The 23,769-nt window shown below is 66.8% G+C and carries 22 protein-coding genes; 7 read left to right on the top strand and 15 right to left on the bottom strand.

Features of this window, described 5'->3' with window-relative positions; genetic code table 11:
- Positions 1–5: 5 nt before the first annotated feature.
- Positions 6–1,466, bottom strand: a complete 1,461-nt coding sequence (locus RZN05_RS03895; protein ID WP_317225311.1) for an amidohydrolase family protein — start codon at positions 1,464–1,466, stop codon at positions 6–8.
- A gap of 1 nt (position 1,467) precedes the next feature.
- Positions 1,468–1,932, bottom strand: coding sequence for a DUF4440 domain-containing protein (locus RZN05_RS03890; protein ID WP_317225310.1), 465 nt, complete (start codon positions 1,930–1,932; stop codon positions 1,468–1,470).
- Positions 1,933–2,087: 155 nt separating this feature from the next.
- Here RZN05_RS03890 and RZN05_RS03885 point away from each other — a divergent pair, with 155 nt between their 5' ends.
- Positions 2,088–2,375: a DUF1330 domain-containing protein gene (locus tag RZN05_RS03885; protein WP_317225309.1), complete on the top strand. Its 288-nt coding sequence runs from the start codon at positions 2,088–2,090 to the stop codon at positions 2,373–2,375.
- Positions 2,376–2,378: 3 nt separating this feature from the next.
- On the opposite strand, the gene RZN05_RS03880 is transcribed toward RZN05_RS03885, so the two are convergent.
- Positions 2,379–3,518, bottom strand: a complete 1,140-nt coding sequence (locus tag RZN05_RS03880; protein ID WP_317225308.1) for a class I SAM-dependent methyltransferase — start codon at positions 3,516–3,518, stop codon at positions 2,379–2,381.
- Between the two features lie 123 nt (positions 3,519–3,641).
- Here RZN05_RS03880 and RZN05_RS03875 point away from each other — a divergent pair, with 123 nt between their 5' ends.
- Positions 3,642–4,544, top strand: a complete 903-nt coding sequence (locus tag RZN05_RS03875) for a LysR family transcriptional regulator (protein WP_317225307.1) — start codon at positions 3,642–3,644, stop codon at positions 4,542–4,544.
- Here RZN05_RS03875 and RZN05_RS03870 read toward each other — a convergent pair whose 3' ends face one another.
- The 3 genes from RZN05_RS03870 to RZN05_RS03860 form a co-directional block, all read right to left on the bottom strand.
- The gene (locus RZN05_RS03870; protein WP_317225306.1) at positions 4,545–5,618 is read right to left on the bottom strand and encodes a class I SAM-dependent methyltransferase; all 1,074 of its coding nucleotides are present in this window, start codon (positions 5,616–5,618) and stop codon (positions 4,545–4,547) included. It abuts the gene before it with no gap.
- Positions 5,615–5,929, bottom strand: a complete 315-nt coding sequence (locus RZN05_RS03865; RefSeq protein ID WP_317225305.1) for a hypothetical protein — start codon at positions 5,927–5,929, stop codon at positions 5,615–5,617. The genes RZN05_RS03870 and RZN05_RS03865 overlap by 4 nt, the downstream gene beginning before the upstream one ends.
- Positions 5,930–5,993: 64 nt before the next feature.
- Positions 5,994–8,207, bottom strand: a complete 2,214-nt coding sequence (locus tag RZN05_RS03860; protein WP_317225304.1) for a TonB-dependent receptor — start codon at positions 8,205–8,207, stop codon at positions 5,994–5,996.
- A gap of 246 nt (positions 8,208–8,453) precedes the next feature.
- Here RZN05_RS03860 and RZN05_RS03855 point away from each other — a divergent pair, with 246 nt between their 5' ends.
- Both RZN05_RS03855 and RZN05_RS03850 read left to right on the top strand, forming a co-directional pair.
- Positions 8,454–9,671 (top strand): MFS transporter, encoded by a 1,218-nt coding sequence (locus RZN05_RS03855; protein ID WP_317225303.1) that lies wholly within the window; start codon positions 8,454–8,456, stop codon positions 9,669–9,671.
- Positions 9,664–10,446, top strand: a complete 783-nt coding sequence (locus RZN05_RS03850; RefSeq protein WP_317225302.1) for a helix-turn-helix domain-containing protein — start codon at positions 9,664–9,666, stop codon at positions 10,444–10,446. Before RZN05_RS03855 ends, RZN05_RS03850 begins: the two co-directional genes overlap by 8 nt.
- A gap of 61 nt (positions 10,447–10,507) precedes the next feature.
- On the opposite strand, the gene RZN05_RS03845 is transcribed toward RZN05_RS03850, so the two are convergent.
- The 8 genes from RZN05_RS03845 to RZN05_RS03810 form a co-directional block, all read right to left on the bottom strand.
- Complete coding sequence (locus RZN05_RS03845; protein WP_317225301.1) at positions 10,508–11,884, bottom strand: MFS transporter; 1,377 nt, start codon at positions 11,882–11,884, stop codon at positions 10,508–10,510.
- Between the two features lie 92 nt (positions 11,885–11,976).
- Positions 11,977–13,260, bottom strand: a complete 1,284-nt coding sequence (locus tag RZN05_RS03840; protein ID WP_317225300.1) for a lipase family protein — start codon at positions 13,258–13,260, stop codon at positions 11,977–11,979.
- Positions 13,261–13,432: 172 nt separating this feature from the next.
- The gene (locus tag RZN05_RS03835; protein WP_317225299.1) at positions 13,433–14,545 is read right to left on the bottom strand and encodes a class I SAM-dependent methyltransferase; all 1,113 of its coding nucleotides are present in this window, start codon (positions 14,543–14,545) and stop codon (positions 13,433–13,435) included.
- Positions 14,542–14,850 (bottom strand): hypothetical protein, encoded by a 309-nt coding sequence (locus RZN05_RS03830; RefSeq protein WP_317225298.1) that lies wholly within the window; start codon positions 14,848–14,850, stop codon positions 14,542–14,544. Before RZN05_RS03830 ends, RZN05_RS03835 begins: the two co-directional genes overlap by 4 nt.
- On the bottom strand, positions 14,847–15,740 hold the full coding sequence (locus RZN05_RS03825; RefSeq protein ID WP_317225297.1) for an alpha/beta fold hydrolase: 894 nt from the start codon (positions 15,738–15,740) through the stop codon (positions 14,847–14,849). Before RZN05_RS03825 ends, RZN05_RS03830 begins: the two co-directional genes overlap by 4 nt.
- Positions 15,737–16,723, bottom strand: a complete 987-nt coding sequence (locus RZN05_RS03820; RefSeq protein ID WP_317225296.1) for a DUF3089 domain-containing protein — start codon at positions 16,721–16,723, stop codon at positions 15,737–15,739. Before RZN05_RS03820 ends, RZN05_RS03825 begins: the two co-directional genes overlap by 4 nt.
- Positions 16,720–18,096: an MFS transporter gene (locus tag RZN05_RS03815; RefSeq protein WP_317225295.1), complete on the bottom strand. Its 1,377-nt coding sequence runs from the start codon at positions 18,094–18,096 to the stop codon at positions 16,720–16,722. The genes RZN05_RS03820 and RZN05_RS03815 overlap by 4 nt, the downstream gene beginning before the upstream one ends.
- A gap of 25 nt (positions 18,097–18,121) precedes the next feature.
- Positions 18,122–20,359: a TonB-dependent receptor gene (locus tag RZN05_RS03810; protein ID WP_317225294.1), complete on the bottom strand. Its 2,238-nt coding sequence runs from the start codon at positions 20,357–20,359 to the stop codon at positions 18,122–18,124.
- Positions 20,360–20,562: 203 nt separating this feature from the next.
- Between RZN05_RS03810 and RZN05_RS03805 the strand changes: the two genes are divergently transcribed.
- Positions 20,563–21,606 carry a class I SAM-dependent methyltransferase gene (locus RZN05_RS03805; RefSeq protein WP_317225293.1) on the top strand — a complete coding sequence of 348 codons (1,044 nt, stop codon included), beginning with the start codon at positions 20,563–20,565 and terminating at the stop codon, positions 21,604–21,606.
- Positions 21,603–21,869 (top strand): hypothetical protein, encoded by a 267-nt coding sequence (locus RZN05_RS03800; protein ID WP_317225292.1) that lies wholly within the window; start codon positions 21,603–21,605, stop codon positions 21,867–21,869. The genes RZN05_RS03805 and RZN05_RS03800 overlap by 4 nt, the downstream gene beginning before the upstream one ends.
- 16 nt (positions 21,870–21,885) lie before the next feature.
- Here the strand turns inward: RZN05_RS03800 and RZN05_RS03795 are convergent, their stop codons facing one another.
- On the bottom strand, positions 21,886–22,842 hold the full coding sequence (locus tag RZN05_RS03795; protein WP_317225291.1) for an alpha/beta hydrolase family protein: 957 nt from the start codon (positions 22,840–22,842) through the stop codon (positions 21,886–21,888).
- A gap of 118 nt (positions 22,843–22,960) precedes the next feature.
- Here RZN05_RS03795 and RZN05_RS03790 point away from each other — a divergent pair, with 118 nt between their 5' ends.
- On the top strand, positions 22,961–23,764 hold the full coding sequence (locus tag RZN05_RS03790) for a helix-turn-helix domain-containing protein (RefSeq protein WP_317225290.1): 804 nt from the start codon (positions 22,961–22,963) through the stop codon (positions 23,762–23,764).
- Positions 23,765–23,769 lie beyond the last annotated feature (5 nt).

Genomic DNA, 23,769 nt, shown 5'->3' with positions numbered 1-23,769 from the left:
ACACCTCAGAGATATTGCCAGCCACGGAAACTGCTGCCGGCCACGCGCGGCGGCAAGGCGCTTTCGAGCCCCGCCTCGGCGATGATCTCGGCCATCACCCGCCGCGCATCTTCGCGCACTTTTTGCTCGTCCAGCGTCACGGAACGGCCTTTTTCGAGCAATTTCCGTCCCCCCACGAACACCGTATCGACATTGACGCTGCTCCCCGCCCAGACCAGCGCGCCGATCGCCCGCCGCCCCAGCCCGGTCGGCTGGGTGGTCGCGTGATCGAGGTCGACGATCACGCAGTCCGCTGCCTTGCCGACCTCGATCGTGCCGGTCCGGTCCTCCATGAACAGGGTTCGCGCGCCACCCAGCGTCGCCATCTCGATCATCGTCTCCGCCGTGGCCCACAGCGCCTGCTCGGGCGGATCGCGTTCCCTCTTAACTGCCAGATTCTGCGCGAGAATCGCCTGGCGCATCACTTCGAACGGGCTCTGGCAGTCGCTGACCAGCGGCGCATCGGTGCCGATCGCGGGCAGAATCCCATGCCGAACAAAATCGTGAATCCGCAGCCCCGTCCCGTCGAAGAAACGCAGCATCGGCACCAGCGCCACCCGCGCGTCATGCTCGGCGAGCAGGCCGTACTCGTGCGGCAGCACCGACACCGCCTTGCCCGCATAGATCGGCCGGTCGAGCAGCCCGAAGCGTTGATAGTATTCGACCTGCCCGCCCTCGAACCCCCGCGCCCGCAACGCCGCGCCGCGGCTGTTGTCGGTCATATCGACATCGACCCGCATGCCGATCGCATCCGCCCCGTCGACGATGCGGCGCATGTCCTCCGGGTCGTTCAGGAACTGGAAGTTGAGGACCCCCGCAGCAATCTCGATCCGATCGGAGGCGAAGCGCGCGCGCAGCCGCTCGGCTTCGACGAGTCCTGCCTCGGCGGTCTCGCGCCCGGCTTCGGGAATGCGATCGGCATTGACGATGCAGCGGCACAGGAACCCACGCATCCCGGAGTCGGCGACTGCCTGCCAGCTGCCCTGCGCCGAATCCTTCCGGATATTGGTGAAATGCTCGTCGTGCGTCGCGGTATAGCCCGACTTGAGCAGATCCAGCAGGTGCAGCCGAGTGAGGATATAGCTGCGCTCCTCGTCCATCCGCGCAGTGAAGGCGTGGAGCTGGCGCAGCAAGGCGACGACCGCCGCCGGGATGTCGAGCACCGGCCAGCGATCGTCATTGTAGCCGCGGAAGGCGACCTGGACGAGGTGGTTGTGCGCGTTGGCGATGCCGGGAAGCAGAATCCGTCCCCGCGCATCGATCGTCTCGCGCCCCGCAAAGCCGCACTCAGCCATCGGGCCGACACCAGCGATCAATCCGCCGTCGAACGCGACGAAGCCGTTCGTGAACACCCTTCGCCCGGCATCGACCGTGACGACCGTGGCGTTGCGGATCAGCGTATCGACAGTGCGGGGTGCGGCGTCCATGTCAGCGCTCGGGCGTTGCCCGAGCCATGCCGCCGAACACCTTCCACGTCCCCCCCTCGCGCACCCAGGTGTGGGTGACTTCGAAGCGGTCGTCGGCGGGGGTGCCGTCGGAACGGCGGGTGCGGTGGGTGTCGTAGTAGATGACCGCGGTGGTGCCGTTCAGCGCAAAGCCGGTGAGATGCATCGCCAGCAGCTCCTGATTCTTGCCCTTCAATTCCTGCCCGGTTTTGTTGAGCCCCGAATTCCCCTCGGGCGTCGCGCGCAGCGGCGGCCAGGCGAGATAATCGGTCGCGGTGTTGGCGAGATAGACGGTGATATCGCCTTTGCCCCGCGCGGCGTAGATCGCCTGCTCCTTGGCCCAGATCTCGGCTTGCGCCTGTTCCTTGGTCTGCGGCGCCTCCTGTGCGGCGGCAGCCACGGGCAATGCCGCGGCCAAGGTAACCAGCAGCGCGATACGGATCGTCATGGTCGGGTCTCCTCAGATGTTCGAGCATAGGCAGCCCCGGCGGCGCGGCGCCGCAATTGCCACGCGCTATCTACCTGGCGAACAAAGCGTCGATCGGCGGTTCCGGGCGCAGGCGCCGGGGCACATCCCCTCGCCGCCTCAACACGGAGCACATGATGCATCAGGCCTTCATCCTCACCACCGTGACCGTGCGCGACGCGACAGCGTTCGCCGCCTATCGGACGGCGATCGCGGGATTGAACGAGCGTATCGGCGGGGAAATGCTGGTCCGCGGCAGCGCGATCGAGACACTGGAGGGCGCGCCCGGCGAGCCCGAGCATGTCGTAGCGATCGGCTTTCCCAGCGCCGAGGCGGCGCGCGCCTATATCGCCTCGCACGAATATCAGGCCGCGCGGCCGCTGCGCGAGGCGGCGGGCAGCTTCCGCATTCGGCTGATCGCCTGAAGTCTATTGCACCGTCTCGGGCTTCCGGGCGCGAGTGATCCACGGATAGCCGTCCGGGCCGATGGCATAGGCCTCGACCTGGGTGAAGCCGGCACCCGCCAGTTCCACGCCCCAATCGGCGAGGCACGAGGCGCTGAAGAACGGCTCCTCGCGGTGATCGGTATCCCAGTCGAGCACAACCGCGTGGAAGATGTCGACCGCGCGGAACGGCGGGGGATCGCTCAGCACGATATCGCCGCCGGGCTTGAGGATGCGGAACATCTCGCGGAACAGCGCTGCGTTCTCCTTGGGCGGAAGCTCGTGATGCAGCGCATAGGTGACGACGGCATCGACGCTTGCATCGGGCTCACCGGTGGCGGTGGCATCGCATTGCTTGAGATCGACCTGGATGCCCTGCCGCTCGGCGAGAAGATGGCCATTGCGCAGCAGCAGCGGCGACAGATCGCACCCAGCCAGTTCCGCCTCGGGGTGCACCGCGGCGATGGCGCGGAAGGTGGAGACCCCTCCGCAACCCGGCTCGTAGATCCGCTCGTAGCGCTCGCGTGGCAATTGGCGGACCGCATCGATCCGCTGGCGGGTGATGTCGGTGCCGGGCCCGACCGCGGCATAGCCGCCGTGGCGGAACACGTGCGGGCCCACCGCGAAGGCGAAGAGCGGGCCGTAGAGGTCGTAGCCGTCCCAGCCGCCGGGCTCGAGATGCCACTCGGTCCTGGCATGATAAGCGGGCGGATCGATCGTGGGATCGAGCTGGAGCCTCCCCCGCCCCGTGCCGCCGGGCACCAGGAACGCCTCGAACTGCGAACGACGCTCCTCGATCGCGGGGATGCCGCGGTTGAAATTCTCCTCGGCGACATAGCGCTGGAAGAAGCGCTCCAGGCGAAACACCGGGTCCGCATAGGCGACCGCCTTGGCACGCTTGACCCGATCGGCCACCGAATGGCGATCGCTCGCGCCATCGACATGCTCCTCGTGTAGCGCCGCGCCCGCCTCGGCCCCTTCGAAGTTCGCCCGGGCGGTGCTGCGCAACCGGGTCGAGGCGAATTTCTGGATCGAGCCCAGCATCTGCATCCCGGCTCTTCCGTTCTGCGAGAGCCCGAATGCCGGTTGCGCGCCTTGCGGCGTAGCGCTGGTGAAAAAGGTCATGTGCGTCCCTTTCTTACGATTCGATGACGCGAGGCTAAGATATGCCTCCATGACATTTCAAACTCGATATAGTCTGGTTTCCATGACTATAACTCATTACTTAAATGCAAAGAGAGTCGGCCGATGGAAATGCAGCATCTCCACCATTTCATCGTCACCGCGCAGCTCGGCAGCGTCGGCAAGGCGGCGGACGAGCTGAACCTCACCCAATCGGGGGTCAGCCGCAGCATTCGCACGCTCGAGGACCTGCTCGGCCTGCCGCTGTTCAAGCGCGAGGCGCGCGGCGTGTCCCTCACCGAATTCGGCCGGCAACTGCTGCCGCGCGCGCAGAGTATCTGGAACGCGCGTGCGAGGACGCTCAACGAGATGCTGGCGTACAAGGCGATGAAGAGCGGGCATGCCGAGATCGGGCTGCACAACGTCTTCGCCTATACTGTCGCCCAAGACGTACTCGGCCGGTTCAGCGCGGAGAATCGCGATGTCGACATCACCGTCGTCACGCGCTCCGATCCCGAGCTCAGCCGGCGGCTGGTGAAGGAGGAGCTGGATTTCGCCTTCTCGCTGTTCGTCCCGGGCTTCCGCGACCCGCGGCTGATCTATGAGAGCCTGTTCGTGATGCCCTGCGGCACCTATGCCGGGGTCAACCACCCGCTGGCGGGAGGCAGCAAGCTGAGTGTCGAGCAACTCGCCGATTGCGACTGGGCGCTTGCCGGAAGCACCTCGTTGCGCACGACCTTCTCGGCCTTCTTCACCGATCGCGGGGTGATGCCGCCGGGGCGGCTGGTGCAGAGCAGCTCGATCGCACTGCTCGCGCAATTGCTCGGCACCAACGCGTTCCTGACGATCCTGCCCGATCCGGTGGCGCAGTCGCCGTTGCTTGTCGATCGGCTGGTCCGCATCGACACGGTCGAGAGCCCCGCGAGCGAGCCCGAGGGCGGGCTGATCTATCGCCCCGACCTGATCCGCACGCCCGCTGTCGCGGCGCTGATGGATCGCTTCCGGGAGCTAGCCGCAACGATCGGCTAGTCAGGCCGGCTTAATGGCGCGAGTTACCCATGGATAGCTGTCGGGGCCGAGCGGATAGGCCTGGACGTGGACGAACCCGATCCGCGCCATCTCGGCGCCCCAATCGGAGGCGCCGGCTTCGGAGAAGAAGGGCTCCTCGCGATGGACCGTGTCCCAGTCGAGCAGCACTGCGTGGAACGGATCGATCGCGCGGAACGGCGGTGGATCGGAGAGGACGATGTCGCCGCCAGGCTTGAGGATGCGGAACATCTCGGCGAGCAGCGCGACGTTGGCGGCGTGCGGCAATTCGTGATGCAGCGCGAAGGTCACGACGGCGTCGAAGCTCTCGGATTCCTCGCCCGTGGAAGTCGCGGCATCGCGCTGGCGCAGCGTCGCGGGAATGCCGAGCGCGTCGGTCAGCCGGCGGGCAGCGCGCAGTTGTTCGAGCGATAGGTCGGATGCGACCAGTTCGGCATCGGGAAAGCTCTTGTGCAGCGCTGCCAGCGTGGCGCCGTTGCCGCAGCCGGGTTCGTAGATTCGTCGATAGTCGCGGCGGGGAAGCTCGGCGATCACATCGAGCCGCTGCTGGCCGATATTGCTGCCGACCGGCGCGGCGGCGAACCCGCCGAGCTTGAAGATCGGGCGGATGACATGCGCGCCGTGCGGACCGTAGAGGTCGTAGCCGTCCCAGCCGCCGGGGCGCAGATGCCAGTCATGGCCATAATAATCGGGCATGACGAGCGCCGGATCGGTCTCGATCCCAGCGTCGGCATCGGCATCTGAAGGCACGGGGAAGCGATCCCGCACGCGCTCGACTGCGGGGATGCCGAACTCGTAGATCGACAGCGCGACATAGGCCTGGACGAAGCGCTCGATTCGATAGAGCGGCTGCCCTTCGGCGGCATCGCGTGCCTGCCCTACCCATTGCATGATGCTGGTGCGGTCCGGCGCGGGGGGGCCGCCTTTCAGCGCGTCGGCAGCGGGGTCGGCGTAGAATGCTTCTCTAGCCGCGCGGCGGACTTGCCCCGAAGCGAATTTCTGCATCGCGCCGAGCATGTCGACGCCCGCGCGGCCATGCTGGCCGATCGCGCTCATGCCTGCTCCCCGGACTTCGGTCGCGACAGGCCCGCGCGTTCGAGGATCTGGTCGACGCTGCGCTCGCGGGCAGCGAGCGGCGCGCCGATCACGTTGCCCGCCATCCGGTCGCGGATCGTCTCGAGTTCGGCATCGAATTCGGGGGTAGGAATATAGTCATCGACGGCACGCGGCGCGACTACGCCCTGCTCCTCCAGCAGCCGCTCGAGCACCGCCACCCGATCGCGGGTGATCCACAATTCGGTGAGCAGCGCGGTGACCATGCGCCCGAGATCATCGATATTGTCGGGGCCGAGATACGTGTTGGACATGATGTTCCTTCTGGATTCTTGTTTTCGTTAGTGGCTCAGATCACGATATCCCGGCCCCGCTCGCTCAAAAGCGATACGACCCAGTCAGGCCCCAGGTACGCCGCTCGCCGGGATAGACTCGGGTATAGGTGATGCCCGAGAGCGGCGAGCCGTCGGCCACCGATCCTACCACCGTGGCGCGGGCGTTGTATTTGTAATCGAACAGGTTCTTGACCCAGAGCGAGATATCGACGCCCGCGGCCGGCTCGATGCCGATACGGGCATTGGCGAGCTCGATATCGCCCTGGCGCTGGAAGTTCAGCGAGTCGCTGAACTTGCTTGCCTGATAGCTGTAGTCGCCGCGGATATAGGCATTCACGCCTGGCACGATGTCGCGCGCGGTATATCCCGCGTTGATCGCGAACTGGAAATCGGTGGTGCGCGAAAGCTGGTTGCCGCCGACCGCGTACGAACATCCACGAACCGCGATCTGGCTGCCGGTGATGTCGCCGCACGGCGCCGCGACCTCGCCGTCGAGGACGTCGTCCTTGTAGGTGGGACGCAGCTTGGTGCCAGAAACGCGCAGGAACAGATCGGGCGTGAAGTTATAGGTCGCGTCGAGCTCGACGCCGACCGAGCGGGCGCCGCCATTGTTCTGCACCACGTTCAGTGTCGAGCTGGGGATCTGCACCTGCGCCTGCAGGTCGTTCCAGTCGATGTAGAACGCCGCGCCGTTGAGCTGCAGCCCGCGCACCGGATTGGTCTTCATGCCGAGCTCGTAGGTCCAGTTGGTCTCGGCTTCGTAGATGAACTGCGGCAGCCCGAACGCGTTCGAATTGAACCCGCCGGTCTTGTAGCCGCGCGCGGCCGAGGCATAGACCAGCGCACCGTCGAGCTGGTAGTTGAGCGTCAGCCGCGGGGTGAGGAACTTGTAGTCGTTCGATCCACGCGCCGCCGCCGCGGTGCCGCGGCCCGAGAAATCCTGCTTCTCGTCATTATAGCGCAGCTCGAGTTGGGCGTTGAACGCGTCGCTGAACTTGAACGCCGCCGACCCGTAGATCGCCCAGCCCTTGGTATCGAGGATGCCGCCGCGCTGCGAGAAAGCGACGGGGGTCGAATTGGGCTGGCCGACCGGCTGGCCGGAAAGCTCGAGGATGTCGGACACGTTCGAATCGAAGAAATAGGCGCCGATCGTCCATTGCAGCGGGCCGCTGCCGGTCGAATCGAGCCGGATGTCGACTGCGGTTTCCTTCGAGGCGTCGCCGACCGAATTGGTGAATTGCTGGCGCGAGCGCGTGCCTGCGGGCGTGTTGATTGCGGTCGGATCCGCCGTGGTGTCGATCAGCGACGAGAAGCCGGCCTTGGTGTGGCTGACCAGCGCTGTGAGCGCGGCACCGCCGAAATCATAGGTCGCCGTGCCGTAGAACAGGTCGCTGTCGCCGCGCAGGCCATAGCCGATATTGGTATCCATGTTGACGCTGGTGAACTTGGGCAGCTCACCGCACAGCAGCGTGTTGTAGGTCACCCCGGAGCGTACGACCTGCGATCCGCAATTATTGGCGATCGAGGGCATGCCGACCAGCGGCCCCTGGTCGTTCTCCTGATCGGTGTGCGAGGCGAACAGCTTGATCGACAGCTCTGGCGTCGGCTGGAACAGCACGGTCCCGCCAAAGGTGTAGCGGTGGTCGTAGCCGCCGATATTCTCGCCGTCGCGTTCGTTGAGGATCGTGCCGTCGAACTTGGCGTAGCCGCCGAACAGCCGCACCGCGAGCATGTCCTGGACGAGCGGCACGTTGAGGCTGGCGGATATCTTCCGACGGCCATAATCGCCGATCTCGCCGATGAAGGTGCCGCCGAACTCCTTGGTGCTCGGCGCGCGCGTGACATAGTTGATCGCGCCCGCGAAGGTGTTGCGGCCATAAAGCGCGCTCTGCGGGCCCTTCACCACTTCGATCCGGGCGATGTCCATCAGCCCGAACTCGAGGCCGGAGCGATTGTTGAGATACACGCCGTCGACGAATACGCCGACATTGCCCTGTGCACCGACCTGATCGACCTGCGCGACGCCGCGGATCACCGGCGCCTGGAACGCGCCGTTCGAATCCTGGAAGGCAAGACCGGGCGTCTGCGTCGCCAGATCGGCAAGGCTGCTCGTGCCGGTGCGCTGCAACTGCTCCTCGGACAGCGCCGTGATGGTCAGCGGCACCTCTTGCAGGCTTTCTTCGCGGCGGCGCGCCGTCACGACGATGTCGCCATAGGAATCACTGGCCTCGGCTTCGGCGTCGGCAGACTGGGCCATCGCTGCCGCGGGAATCCCGGCGGTAGCGATCGCGAGGCAGGAGATGGACGCGCGTAACAGAGTGTGGATCTGGGTCATGCTGGCTCCCTTTGAGTTCGGTGTTCCTCGCCGATTATTTTCTTTGAACGGGGCCAGCCTCCACTGGCGGCGGAACGAATTGAACGGCGCCGGCGCCGCCTATCCACCAGGCGGAGAGATCGAGCTTGGCGCTGGTGCGGCGTGCCGGCCCGACCTTAGGAATCGGGCATGGACCACGCCGCCGAGCCCGTTGCGCAGCCTGCCGCCCCACCCTCCAGTGGGCTCGGCGCGCGGATCGGCATGCTGGCGGTGGCAGGCGGGTTCGTCGCCGCCAACGGCCATTTCAGCCAGCCGCTGCTGCCGGCGATGGCGCACGATTTCGGAGTGCCCGCGGCGGCGATGGGCGTGCTTCCCGCGGTCACCCAATTGGGGCTCGCGGTTGGGCTGCTGACCGTCCTGCCGCTGTACGACCTGTTCGAGCGACGGCGGACGATCGTCGCGACGCTGGTCCTGCTCGCCATTGCCGCAGCGGTGCAATCGACCTCGCATTCGCTAGCAGCGCTTTGGGGCACGGCGTTCCTGGTCGGACTTGGCTGCTGCGCGGCGCAACTGATGACGCCCTATGCGGCCCTGCTCGCGCCCAAGGGGCGTGAGGGACAGGCATCGTCGCTGGTGCTTTCGGGGGTGCTGACCGGGGTGCTGCTGTCGCGCGTGGTCGCCGGGCTGGTCGAGCAGACGATCGGCTGGCGCTATCTCTATGCGGGGTCGTCGCTGTGCATCCTGCTGATCGCGATCGTCCTCGCCAAGACCGGCACGCCGAGCATGCCGGCGCAGCGCACGGGATATCGCAGCCTGATGCGATCAATGGGCGCGCTGATCGGCGCGATGCCGCGGCTGCGCCGCCATGCGCTCAACGGCGCGCTGACGATGGGCGCGCTGATGGCGTTCTGGGCGACCTATGCCGGACATCTGCTGGCGCAGTTCCAGATGAACCCGCTCCAGACCGGCCTGATCGGGCTGGTCGGCGTCGCAGGCGCGGCCGGAGCCTCGGTGGCGGGCGGGTGGGTCGACAAGGGCAGGTATCGCCACGCGCAGCTCATCGCGGCGCTGCTGATGCTCGCGGGCTATGCGCTGCTCTGGCAATCGCATGCCAGCATCGCGCTGTTCTGCGCCGGGGTGCTGCTGATCGACCTGGGCGGCGGCCTCAGCCATGCCGGCAACCAGAGCTCGGCCTTCGCGCTCGATCCGGCCGCGCGCGGGCGGATCAACAGCGTGTACATGGTCAGCTATTTCCTGGGCGGTGCGGTCAGCGTGTCGATCAGCACCCTGCTGTTTGCGACCGCCGGCTGGTCAGCGGTGTGCGGCTATGCCGCAGTGCTGGCGCTGCTGTTGCTGGGGATGGAGCTGGTCCGCCCGGTTGCAACCCTGCCTCGCACCGATGGATAGGGGCGTGCCGATCCGCTCGCTCAGCCGCGGGATCGCGGTGCTCAAGGCGATCAACCGCATGGGCGCGATGTCGCTGATGGAGATCTGCGAATATTGCGCAATGCCCTATGCTACCACCTCGCGGATCGTGCAGACGTTGGTCGCCGAGGGACTGATCGCGCGCGAGCCGGGGCGGAAGCAGTATCGGGCGACCGGGCTGGTCCGCGCGCTGGCGCAGGGCTTCGAGGGATCGGGCCGGCTGGCCACGGCGGCGCGGCCGCATATCCTGGAGCTCACCCGCCGGATCGGCTGGCCGGTCTCGGTGACGGTGCGGATCGGGCCAAACATGGTGGTCGAGGATTCGAGTCATCACCACACGACGATGACCTTTTCCAGCCCCGATCCGGGCTATAGCCTGCCCGTGCTGGAATGCGCGGCCGGCCTCGCCTATCTGAGCAGCCTCGCCGAGCCAAAGTTCCGCGACATCGTCGCCGGGCTGCGCGCGATGGAATTGCCCGACGCCAAATATGCGCTCGACCTGCTGGTGGAGGGCGATCTGCGCGCGCAGATCCGCGCGCACGGCTTCGCGACGCGGGCTAACGTGCCCTATACCCGCCATCCCGGAAAGACCTCGGGGATCGCGATGCCGGTGTTCGATCGTGGCGAAGCGACCGGCGCGATGACGGTGATCTACTTCGCCAGCGCGATGCGCACTGCCGAGGCCGCCAACCGGCTGGTCCCCGAGATGCGCGCCACCGTCGCCGCGATCGAGGCGAGCCTGGCGGCGCTGGATTAGATTGCGTCGAAAATGCAGCGGTAGACTCCCCTCCCTGAAAGGGAGGGGATTTTTCAGGGATTCAGGCCTCCTCGCCGCGCAGCTTTTCTTCGCTCAGGTCGTAATACCACAAAGCGACGCAGCTCAGCGCGAGCAGGATCATCGGCGCGAACGAGGCGAGGAAGTAGATCGCATTGACCGCGGACTGCGGCTGGGTGACCCCCGCCGCGCCGGTTGCGCGGACATAGCCGGAGGCGCCGAGCAGGATGCCGGTAAGCGCCGCGCCGACCGCGAAGGCGAGCTTCTCGACGATCGTGTACACCGCCGACAGCACCCCCTCTCGGCGAAGCCCGGTGCGGCGATAGTCCCACTCCATCGTATCGGGGAGCAGCGACTGGCCGAACAGCAGAACGGCGCCCGCCGTGGCACCCAGGCCGATCGCGCGGAGAAAGGTGAGATAGACCGGCTCGCCGCTCACGACGAAATACCAGCTTAGGTACATCAGCGCGTAGAGCGCAGTGGAGATCAGATAGATCTTGCGCTTGCCCATCGTGCGGCCGAACCGCATCCACACCTGCTGCGACAGCATCATCGAGACGTAGAAGACGAGGAAATACAGCCCGAGCATCGTGTCGCTGAACCCGAGCACCTGCTTGAACAGGAACGGCGTCGCCGCCTGAGTGACCGCCAGCGCGGTCAATTGCAGCATCTTGATCACCAGCAGCAGCATGAAGGGCGTGTTCCCCGCGAGCTGGCGGATTTTCTCGACGATGCCGAGGCGGACATGCTCGCTGCCGTAGTGGAACGGCGCGTCGCGGGTCGCGCGGAAGCAATAGACCGTGCCGACGATGGCGAGCGTCGCGACGAACAGCGACATCATCGTGTGCCCCGATTGCCCGCCGCCGCCGCGCGCGATGAGCAGCGGCCCGACAAAGGTCGCGACCAAGCTCGCCGCACCCACGGCATAGACGCGGAACGAGATGAGCCTCGAGCGCTCGTGATAGTCGGTCGTCATCTCGGCGGGCATTGCCATGTACGGCACGCTGAACACCGCATAGGCCGTCGAATAGAAGAGCAAAGCGATCCCGACATAGATGACCGCCGCGGTGCCATCGAACCCGCCGGGCACGTTGAACAGCAGCAGTGCGGCGATCGCGAGCATCACCCCGCCCGCGAGCACGAACGGGCGGCGGCGGCCGTGCTTCGATCGAGTCCGATCGCTGGCGCTGCCGACGATCGGGTCGATCACGGCATCGTACAGCTTCGATCCCGCCACCAGCGTCCCCGCCAGCGCCGCGCCGATCCCGACATGGTCGACGAGATAGCGCAGCAGCAGCACGTTGACCGAGTTGAACAGCGCCGCGACCGCGAGCGTGCCCATCCCCCAGCCGATACAGGCCTTGAGCGACAGCGGCTTGGCGCCGCCTTGTCCGGTCTCGCTTGCCGCTATCGTCGCCATCGTTACCGTCCCCAAAAGCAAAGCCGCATTGTTTTCGCATTCGGCCGCAGGCACCAAGCGGTTCGCGTGGTTTATCCGCCCAGCGGATAGCGTCAGCCGCGTCCGGGCCAGGCGAGCCCGCCGCAATTGCCCGGCAGCGCGCGCGCCGCCATCGCTGCGGCGGCGAAGGCGAGGATGTCCGCCTGGGCCTGCGGCACCACCGTGGCGTGCGTGGCCTCGTCGTAGAAGCGCACGGTCATGCGCGAACCCTCGACGCAGGCGGCGCGCGCGACGTTGAACGAGAGTTCGGGCGCCGTCGCGCTATCGTGGCGGCCGATGCCGAGGAAGACCGGCACGGCGAAGCGCGGCGTGGGATAGCGACGCCAGCGCGAGAGTGTCTCCTCGATCGCCGACACGTCCTGCTTGAGCAGCGCGCTCGGATGCGGACGTTCGGCGAAGACGGGCGCCACCTTGTCCGAGCTGCAGCCGCGGTCGAAATCGTTGAGGATTGCGCGGGTGCGCGGCGTCACCCAGTCATCGAGGGTGAAGCCGGGGACGGCGGCGGCATAGGTGGGGAAATATTTGAGGGTGACGACATACCAGCTGTCGAAGCGCGTCATGTCGAGCCGGCGGACCGGATCGCGGCGGGTTCCGGGGTCGATCGGCGCGGCGCGCGAGATTGCGCTGGCGCGGCCGGTATCGAGCGGTGCGAAGCCGCCCTCGGCGGGGAGCCCGGTTACGGCCACCCCGCGCAGGTCGAGTTCGGGTGCGTAGCCTCGCTGGAGAAGGCCAGCACCGAATGCGGCGTGGGCACCCTGCGAATGCCCGACGATGATCACACGACGCGAAAACCCGAACATCCGCCGCGCGGCCCGTACCGAATCGAGCACGCCGCGCGCGGCCGATCCCAGCATCATATAGGGATGCACGCCGGGCGTCCCCAGGCCCTCATAATCGGTGGCGGCGACGGCAAAGCCCGCGGCGAGCCAGGCGTTCAGCATTTGCTTGTCCTGGTCGCGATAGCCGGTCCAGGACGGCGCGCAGACATCGGCGGTGCCGGTGGTACCGTGCGCCCAGGCCACGACCGGCCAGCCGCCGCGGGGCGCCTTCCCCTTGGGAAGCAGCACGATCCCGGAGACGGCGACCGCACGTTCGCCGCCGAAGTCGGTGGTCGAGGCGTAGAGGATCCGCTCGCCACGTGCCGCGCCCTCGGGCAGCATCGCATCGGGCAAAGCCTCGCGCCGCAAGACCCGACCCGCGGCGGGGACCGGCCGCGACCATGCGTAGAACCGAGAGACGCCGCCGTCGCCTGCCTGCGCTTGCGCGACGGACGGCTGCACGAGCAGCGCCATCGCGATCGTCGCGGCGATACGCCGCTGTTCCGAGGTCCGCCTCATGGCAAGGACTGTGCCACGACCGCCGGTGCCGTGCTGCGCGGGACCGCGCGTCTGTCCGCAGCGCGGTCAAACCTCGAACGCGGCTTGCCGATGCGTTTCGACGCCCCCTCGGCTATGCGATGCTCCAGGCGATCCCGGAAACCGTGGCGAGGATCGTCGACGGCTTTCTCGATTAGCGCACCGCCGACATCACCGCCCAGGTGTTGAACACGCCGTGCGACGTGTCCGAGAAGCCGGCATTGCCGGGCACGGCCTTGTCGGTGGCCGCCTGGTAGCCGACCGCGACGTCGCGGAACCCCGCCGCGGCAAGCATCGTCGCGTAATCGGCGCTGATCGCGGCCTTCCAATTGGGCTCGTTGTTATAGACCGCCTCGATCTCGCCGCGGACGCGGCCCCACAGGTCCATCGTCTGGTAGCGCTGGGGGACTTCGAGATGGAGCACCACCCCGCCCGGCCGCAGTAGCCGGTGGCATTCGGCGAGCATGTCACCGATCGTGCCGGGGCGAAGCTCGTGGATCAGCACGCTCGAGAAGACCAGATCGAACGATTCATCTTCGAACGGCGCATCCACGGCGTCGCCGAGCTGGAAATGCACCGCGGCGCCGAGATGGGCTGCGCGCGCATGGGCGTAGCGCAATTGCGACGCGCCGACATCGATGGCGTCGACCCGCGCATCGGGAAAGTAGCCGGCGATCGGCACCACACTCGAGCCGATGCCGCAGCCGAGCTCCAGAATGCGCTCGGGCGCGAAATCGGGGAAGCGGTGGAGCAGATGCGACGCCGCGGTGTGGCCGCGGCGATCGTTGAGGAAGCCGCCGTTGCGGCCGAGCATATAGACTGCACCGCCGCGATCCATCAGCGCGCCCTGGGCGACGCCGCCGTCATCGCCCTGATAGCCACCGGGCATCAGGTGAACATCGCTTTGCGCGAGATGCCGGGGTGTCGCGAAATCCTCGGCAATCGTGACCGAACCGAGATCCGGCGCGGCCGCGGCGCGCGCGGCGAGCGTTTCGGACTGGCGCGCCACCGAGGCGCCGACCACGTCCCACATCAGTTCCTGCGCGCTGCGCCGCAGCCCAGCCCAGGTGCGGAAGCTTTCGAGTTCGTGGAGGCGGTCGAAGGTCTCTTCGACGCGAGCATTGTGCCGCTCGCCGGGATCGAGGACCTCGGCCGCCCGGCGCTGAAGCGCCTCGACTTCGCCGGACAGGAAGCCCTTCAGGTCGCGGACGAAGAGCTGCTCGGCCATCTCGTCGTGATTGGCCTCGGCAAGCATCGCATGGCTCATGCCTGATCTCCCTGTATCGCCTGCGCCGTCCGCGCCGCGGCGTCGCGGACCGGGCGGAAGATGCGCGCAACGAGCGTTTTGCGTATGGTGTCACGCGCCTGCGCGGCATCGGCGCTCGGCTGATAGGTGTCGACCTCGTCGGGGCCGAACAGCCCTGCCGCCTGGGCCAGTCGCTCGACCGTATCGAGCCGCTCGCGAGTCACCGCGAGTTGCGCGGCGAGCGCGGTGACCATCCCGAGCAACTGATCCTCGGTATCGGTCTGCGCCTTGATGGCGTGGCGCGGCTCGGAATGGGATCGAGTCATGGCTTGTCCTTCAGGAAGGCGAGCATCGCGGCTGCGGTCTCGGCGGGCTTTTCCTGGTGGACGAACGATCCCGCGCCCGGCACCTGGACGATCGTCGCGCTCGGCAAGGCTTTGCGGCCGACCTCGACATATTTGGTGTAATAGCCGCGATCGGCATAGAGCAGCAGCGTCGGCGCCTGGACCTTCGCCAAGAGTGCGCGCGTATCGGTGAGCGCGACGCCGCGTTCCGAGGGGCGCACCCAGCGATCGGCCTTGGCGCGGCTGGCATTCTGTTCGTCCTCGATCCTAGGATCGACGGTGCCGAAGCGCGCGACCTGCGCCATCGTGCGCGGCTTGGGACGCCAATCGCTGGTCCACACCTCCGGATCGCGGGCCTGCTCAACCTTGTCGAGCTCGGCGCGGGTCTGGCCCTCGAACAGGCTAACCGAGGCGAGGACAAGCCTGGAGATGCGCTCGGGATAGCGCGCCGCCATCGTCACGCCGACCACCCCGCCCAGCGAATTGCCGGCGACGGTGAAGCGGTCGATGCCCAGCTCGGACAGCGCCGCGAGCAGGATGGCCGCGGTTTCCGCGACGGTCTGGACGTGGGGCGGCTTGCCATAGGTCGAGTCCCCATGGCCGGGCAGGTCCATCGCAATGATGCGATGCTGCTTGGCGAGCAGCGGCGCGGCGGCGCGCCAATCGGCCATCCAACCGCCGACCTTGTGCAGCAGCACCACCGGTTCCCCGGTCGAGGGCCCGAGCGTGGCATAGGCGATGCGCCCGCCCGCGCGCTCGATAAAGCCTCCGCCAGTCCAGGGGCCCCCGGGCGCAGCGCGCGCGATCGCCGGTGCCGATGCCAGTGCAGCGCTTCCCGCGACGAAAGCCCGTCGCCCGATCATCCAACTCATCGCTTCTTCCCTCGCCATGCCGCGATCCGCGAAGCGGCATCGGCGCGCAGATCGCCCCAGAAAAAGGCGATGTCGTTCATGTGCAGATTGCCGCCCGGCAACCGCTCGACCGGCACCCCCGGCTTGGAGGTGACACGCAGAACGTTGCCGTCGCACGTTGCCGCCAACGCCCCACGGCGCAGCGGCGGCAGCGGCCCGGCGACGGCGGGACCGGGCAGCATGCCCTGCCCGGTCCCGAAATCGGCGGCAGGCTTGCGCGCATCGAAGGTGAGCGGGTTGGTGCAGAGCAGCGCCCTGCCCTCCTGCGCACCGGCATAGCCAGCGGTCGATCGCGCGACATAGGCGCTGGTGTCGGCATCGGGATCGAAACTGTTCCAGCTCGCGATGCAGCCGGTCTGGCCCGGCCGATCGCAGGCCGGGAGCGGCAGCGATCCGCGCGGGATGCCGATGCCGGGCAGATAGGCGACCACCATTCGGTACGCGAGCGGCGTGCCGGCGATCGCCTCGCGGATCAGGCGCAGCCCGTGCAACGCGCCCTGGCTGTGTCCGGCGATGATGAACGGGCGCCCCTTATTGTCGTGCGCCAGATATTCTCGGAAGGCGCGAAGCACGTCGGCGTAGGCCAGCGCATATGCCTTGGCGCCGTTGCCCGCCTGTTCGAGGAATGCGCGCGACGAAGCCTGGCGATAGCGCGGCGAGAACAGCCGGCAGCAATCGGCAAAGGCGCTGATCTGGCGCTGGCCGACGCTGACATCGGTCCAGACGTTGGTCGCCGTGTCGGCGAGATCCTGGTTCCACTGTTTCGAGCGGAAGGTCGTCGGCTGGATGTAGAAGATGTCGACGGGCTGGGCGCCGTCGCCGCGCACCGCCCAGCTTTCGGGGCGGGCGTAGTCGGGCGCGGGCGGCGGGACGCTGCTGGCGAAATCCTGCGCCTGCGCCGCCGGAGCGGCTAGTAAGGCGAGGCTTAGCAGCGTGGCGATCACCGGCCCACCGCTTCGACTTTGGCGCGATCGAGCGAATAGAAGCACATGATGACGAAGCTCGCCGCGAGCAGCAGCGCCGGGATCACCGCGTTGCCGGCGTAGAGCGCGGTCACCGCGCTGTCGGACTGCTCGACCAGCTTCCCCTTGGTGGTCGCGGCGTACCCCGCATAGCTGAGATACACGCCCATCACCGCCGCGCCGATCGCGAAGCCGGCCTTTTCGATGATCGCGTAGATGCTCGAATAGATGCCGTCACGACGCGTGTTGTTGAGGGTGAAGTCGTGCTCCATCACGTCGGGCAGCATCGCCAGGCTCATCAGGATCATGCCGCCTGCGCCGACGCCCTGGAGCACGCCGCGGACGATCAGTCCGGCTTCTGTGATCGAGGAGTCCGCCGCCAGCCAGCTCAGCATCGTCAGCCCGTAGAGCGCGATCGCCGCGAGATAGCACTTGCGCTTACCGTAGCGCCGCCCGGCCGCGAGCCAGAGCGGCATGCACAGCCCCATTGCCAGGTTCTGCGCCACCGAGAGCTGAATTTGGCCCTCATAGCCGATCTTGAGCACGTTGAGCTTGAACAGCAGCCCGGTCGAGATGTTGCAGGCGAGCGAGATGTACTGAAGCGTCTTGGCTGCGACGAGCAGCATCGCCGGCTTGTTGCGCCAGATCTGCTGCGCGCTCTCGACGATGCCGTGGCGCTCGGGCGGACGCTGGCCGGGATCGTCGGCGACCCCGGCGGTGCCGACATAGGCGGCAAGCTGCGCGAACAGGATCGCCAGCGCGAGCACCCCGCCCATGATCCGATAGCCCTCGGCACCGCCATCGCCGAGCCTGACCAGCGCCGCCGCGCCGGCAAGCGCGACCATCTGCCCGACCGCGCCGAAAAAGGTGCGGAAGCTCATCAGCTTGGTGCGGCCGTCATAGCTGCGCGCGATATCGGGCGCGATCGCGATATAGGGGACGGTGAACAGCGAATAGCCGGTCGAATAGAGCATCAGGATAGCGGCGATGCCGATCACCAGCCACGGCCCGTTGGTCACCGGCGGGCTGAACAGCAGGAAGAAGCTGACCGCCGAAATCCCGGCGCCGACAAGCATGTAGCGCCGCCGCCGCTTCATTCGCGCCGCGACACGATCGATCCGGTCGCCGACGACGAGATCGACGACGATGTCGTAGAGCTTGGAGAAGGTGAGCAGCAGCCCGGCGAGCGCTGGTGTCTGGCCGAGCACCGTGCTCATCAGCGCGGGGAAATAGGTGGTGACGGTGTTGAGCAGGATGGAGACGGCGATCGTCCCCATCCCATAGGTCGTGCACAGCCGCCACGAGAGTTCCTCGCGACTCGGCGAGGCTGGCATTTCCGCCGCAATTGCAGTCATGCCCTGGCCTCGCTTTTGGAGTGCATCAGAATTTGGCTTCCGCGGTCAGGCCGAAGATCCGGCCGTTGCCGACGAAGCCGGTGGTGAAGGTCGTGCTCGGCACGAATTCCGGCTCGGTGATCGAGCTGACAATATACTGCTTGTTGAACAGGTTCTTGACGAACAGCGACAGCTCGTACTTGCCGATCGACCAGCCGATGCGGCTGTTCACCAGCACCTGCTCGTCGGTATATTGCAGCGCGATCGCCGAGGCCGACTGCTCCGAGCGGTACGACACGTCGCCGCGGATGTAGAGTTCCGAATTCCGCAGCGGGATCGTCCAGGTCGCCGCGCCGACATATTGGTTCTGCGAGGTGCGCGGGATCTGGAAGCCGCCAATGTCGATCCCGGTGCCGACCTGGGTGAGCCCGCACGCCGCCGCGGTCGGGCATTGCCGCGACGAGCTGTAATCGATCGTGCCGTCGTTCCACTTCGGATCGGTGTAGCTGTACGACACCATCAGGTCGAGGTTGCGCGTGGGGCGCAGGCCGAACGAGACGTCGAAGCCCTTGACGCTCGCCGAGCCGATATTGGTGACCGGGTTGGTCTGCCCGGCGATCGCCGAGGGGACCGAGAGCTGGAGGTCGGTCCAGTCGATGTAATAGGCGCTTGCGTTGATCGTCACGCGGCCGTTCAGGAACTGGTTCTTGCTGCCGATCTCGAACGTCGTGTTCTTCTCGGGGCCGAATGCCTGCTCGCTGACAACCGCGGTGTTGTTGAACCCCCCCGACTTGGTGCCGCTTGCGACCACCGCGTAGAGCGACTTGTTCTCGGCGAAGCGCCAGTTCCCGGTGACGCGATAGGTGCCGTAGGAGAAGTCGGCGGCCGGGCGGAGCACCGCGCCGGTCAGGTTGTTGGTGAGGACCGAGTTCTTGTCTTCCCAGGTCCAGCGCCCTTGTGCCTCGATATCGAGCGACGGGGTGATCTTGATCGTCCCGAGCGCGAAGGCCGACTTCATCGTCGTGTTCTCGACGTTGAGGTTGTTGAGGCTCTTGGCGGTCTGCGCGGTGCCCAGGCCGACGATCGTCCGTTGGGTCGCCTCGCGGTCGTAATAATAGCCGCCGACCGCCCAGTCGAAGAACGAGTTGCCGTAGGATTCGAGGCGTAGCTCCTGGCTCCATTCCTTCACTGGACCAACGAACGGCTGGGTGAAGCGCCGCGACGCGGTGGGCACGGTGCCGCCCAGCGTGTTGAGCTGCTGGTCCTGCAGCGCGACGGCGTCGTACTTGCCGTACGAACCGGTGTAGCGCAGCGCGACGGGGCCGAAATCATATGCGAGGCGGCCAATCGCGATGTCGCTGCTACGCTGCGAATAGGAAGCCGGATCGACATTGACCTGATCGGGCGCCTCGAGGATGCCGCACTTGTAGCGCCGGTTGCTGCCGCCGCGGTTCGGCGTGGTGACCGTGGTGCCGCCGCAATTGTTGGTGAAGATGTAATTGGCGCCGCCGTCGAGTTCGTCCTCGTAATGGTAATAGAAGAGCGAGGCCGAGAACGCCGTGCCCGGCGTCCATTCGAGCATGCCCGAGGCCGACCATTTCTTGTCCCAGCCGCCGAGATTCTCGCCGTTCAGGTTATCCACCGTGCCGCCGAAGTGCGAGTAGGAGCCGACCACCTGCGCGCGCAGCGTCGAGGTGAGCGGGATCGAGACGCGTCCGGCGATCTCGTAGAGGTCGTCGGTGCCGACGCTGGCGCGGACCTGGCCGCTGAACGTCTCGGTCGGGCGCGCGAGCACATAGTTGATCGCGCCGGCAAAGGCATTGTTGCCGTAGAGCGCGCTCTGCGGGCCCTTGATCACTTCGGTGCGCGACAGGTTGAACAGGTCGATGTCGAGGTTCGACTTGGCAGAGAGATAGACGCCGTCGAGGAACACGCCGACATTGTTGTCAAAGGTGGTGGTGGTGACGTTGGTCACGCCGCGCAGCGTCGGTGCGCCGAGGCCGCCGGCATTGCCCGAGTTGAAGCTGAGGCCGGGGGTGAGCCGGGCGATGTCGCTGAGGTCGGTGGCGCTAGCGCGCTGGAGCGATTCTTGGGTGACCGCGACGACCGAGGCCGGGATCGACTGGAGCGTCTCCTCGCGGCGGCGCGCGGTGACGACGATCTCGCCGCTGCCTTCGGCAAGGCTTTGATCCTCGACAATTGCAGAGTCGGCGTCCTGTGCGAAGGCGGGCTGCGACAGAATCGCGGACAACAGGAAGGTGCTGCTCAGAAAGACCGACTTCATGACCGGATGTCCCTATCTTCTTATTGGTCCAGGCGCCCGCGCCTGATCGCCCCCTGTGGCGAATGACTTGAAGCTGTCATGACATTCGGCCAGCCAAAACGACGACACCGGTATTTGATCGCACTGCGATCATTCGGCGCCGAATGTGGTGGCGCGGCCCCGATGGCGGTACAGGATTGGCGCCTCACAGGAGTCGGCAATCTATGCAATTCGATCTTGCGCAACGCGGGCGCGCCCTGATGGATTTCGAAGTCAGCACGCGTCAGGCGGCGGGGCGGCTGCACCAGCGCACCGAGGCCGAGCTGGCGGCAATCGGCATCACCGCCGAGACGCTTCCCGACGACATGGACGCTCGCCACCGGCTGATCGACGAGAAGCTGGAGGCGTCGCCGGTGTACCAGGCGCGCGCGCTGCTCGGCGAATGGTGCGCCAAGCAGCATGGCCGCGCGGCCGAGCAGGCGTTCGAGCAGATCGCCGACGAGGTCGTTCCCGAGCTCGAACGGTTGCGCGAAGGCCCGACCACGCTCGAACGGCATGATTTCGACGCGCCGCGCTACTGGTCCGAAATCTGGTTCCACCGCACGCGGGGCGGATGGGACGCCAGCCCCTATAACGGTTTCGTGCACGGCGAACTGGTGCACAAGAAATATGTCTCGAAAGTGTTCCCCGGCGACATCTACGGCAATCGCCGGATCATCCTGCGCGAGCTGCCGCGCGACGATTATCGCGAGATTCTCGAGATCGGCACTTCTTCGGGCCACCACAGCGTAGCGATCTCCGAAGTGTTCCCCGGTGCGAAGCTGACCGGAGTCGATCCGTCGCTGCGCATGCTCGAACAGGCCCAGCGCGTCGCCAACGAGCGCGGACTGGCCTGGGAACTGCACCACGGCATGGGCGAGGACATGCCGATGTTCGAGGACGGGCGCTTCGACCTGGTCACCGCCTATGCCATCCACCACGAGATGCCGCCAAAGGCAATTGCAGCGATCTTCGCCGAGGCGTTCCGCGTGCTCCGCCCCGGCGGCGACATGGTGATGGCCGACGTCACGCGCACTTCGGAGCTTAACAGGATGGCGGCATGGCGGATGGACTGGACCGCAAAATGGGGCGGCGAGCCGTTCTGGCGCGCCACCGCCGCGCTCGATATGGAGCCGCTGGCGCGCGCGGCCGGTTTCATCGACGTGCGCGGCTATCACCCCCAGCCCGGCCGCGACCCCTATGTAATCTATGGCAGGAAGCCCGCATGAGCATCGGTTCGGACCACACCCCTCCCCGCCGCATCCTGCCCGAGGGCCGGATAGACGATCTGGGCGAGGCGATCCTGGCGCTCACCCGCGAAATCTGGGTGCTGACCGACCGCCAGGCGGTGCTCGAGGCAGTGCTGACCGAGCAGGGCGTCGATGTTAGCGCAGTAGAGCGCTACCAGCCCGACGAGGCGATGACCGCGGCTCTGGCGGCGAAGCGGCAGCAATTGCTCGACAATGTCCTCGTCGCACTCAAGGCGGCGTGAGGCGCCCAGGACTGGCTCATCTGCACTCGGTGTCGGCGCGCAGGCGCGGCCATTCGCCGGCCGCGCCGGTCCTGCGGTCGAGCGCCGCATCGAGGAACGCGATGGTGGCGCCGATCACCCGCGCCTGGCGCTCGGGCGTGGCGTCGCCCGCGGGCGGCCGCAACGGCCCATCGATCCCGCCGAGATAATGCCCCACTCCTGCCAGCCGCATCAGGCAATGGGCCCCCGCCCTCGGCCCGAGCCGATAGGGGTCGGCATGCCATTCGGGCCCCTGGTCGGTCAGCGGGGTACGGTCTTCCATGCCGATGACGGTCAACACCGGGCCGCGCATCGTCGTCCAATCGAGCTTGAGATAGGGCGCGCGCTTCTTCCATTCGGCGGTGAGGCCCGCGTCGTGGCCGGGCGGCGCGAGCAGTACGGCGGCGCGGATTCCGGGGATTGCGTAGGTCTTGCGCGTATCACTTCCGGGCTCGGCGATCGTCGCGCCCATCGCCAGCGCCGCGGTCTGCCCACCGAACGAATGGCCCACCACCGCGATGCGTTTGGCGTCGATGCGTCCGCGCAACGCGGGCACGAGCGAGGGGATCGCCGCAGGATGATCGGCAAGCCAACGAATCTGCTCGACGCGCGTCCGCCAGACATCATCGGGCTGCGGCGTTGCCGGGGCGAACCCGTCAACCGAGGCGTCGCCGTGATCAGGCTGAACCACGACATAGCCATCGCGAACGAGCGCGGTCACCAAAGGCTGATAATCGCCGCGCGACAGCCGATTGCCGTGCGACAGGATCAGCAACGGCAGCGCACGCCCGGCCGCGGGATAGCTCACCCGCACCGTCATGCCCCGGGCGCTGCCGTCGTGCAGCACCACCGGATCGACCGCGATCGTCTGCGGGAGGGCGTCGCCGCGTGCGGCGGCCGAAGAGCAGGCGAGCGCGAGCGACATCACGCCTGCCGAAATCACCCGTTTCGCCATCGCCTCGCCCTCACCCAGATATCCTCTTGTCACGATAGGTTGCCCAATGATGCCATCAATCCCTAGGTTGCCGGTGACCGACAGGCGAGGAAGCGGGAGTCGGGCCGGAAGGACGGACGTGAAGGAAAACGAGCGCGGTATCCCGATCCGATCGATCAGCCGGGCGATCGCAGTACTCCAGGCGATCAACCGCGGCGGATCGCTGACGATGATGGAGATCGCCCAGGCTTCGGCGGTGCCCTACCCCACCGCATGCCGCATCGTGCAGACCCTGCTCCACGAAGGGCTGATCGAGCGCGAGACGACGCGCAAGCGCTACCAGCCGACTGCGCTGGTCCAGACGCTCGCGCACGGCTTCCAGGGACATGGCGCGCTCGTCCAGGCAACGCACCCGCATATCTCGGCGCTGACCCGGCAGATCGGCTGGCCGATATCGCTGACCACGCATGTCGGCAGCGCGATGGTGCTGCGCGATTCGACGCACGCTCAGACCTCGCTGACCTTCAACGCTTACTTCCCCGGCTACGCGATGCCCATCCTCGGCTGTGCGGCGGGGCTGGTCTATCTGGCGCATGCCGAGGCCGAGGAGCGCGACGGCGTGCTCGACGGCCTCACCTATCTCGCCGACGACGACACCAAATACATGCTCCAGATGGTCCGCGAAGGCGGGCTGCTCGATACGGTCCGCACCGCCGGCTATGCCGCGCGCGGGTTCAATCGCTACACCCAGAACCCGGGAAAGACCTCGTCGATCGCAGTCCCCCTGTTCGAGCATGGCCGGATCGCCGGGGCGCTGACCGTGGCGTTCTTCGCCTCGGCAATCGAAGTCAACGCGGCGATCCGCCAGTTCGCGCCGGGGCTCCAGGCATGTGCCGAAGCGATCACGCGGGATCTGGAAGGCGTGCCCGTGGCGGCTGAATAGCTTTC

The organism is Sphingomonas sp. HF-S4 (assembly GCF_032911445.1).
In the GTDB taxonomy this organism is placed as follows: domain Bacteria; phylum Pseudomonadota; class Alphaproteobacteria; order Sphingomonadales; family Sphingomonadaceae; genus Sphingomonas; species Sphingomonas agrestis.
The sequence above is the reverse complement of the archived record's forward strand: the minus strand, read 5'-3'. Positions and strand labels throughout refer to the sequence as shown.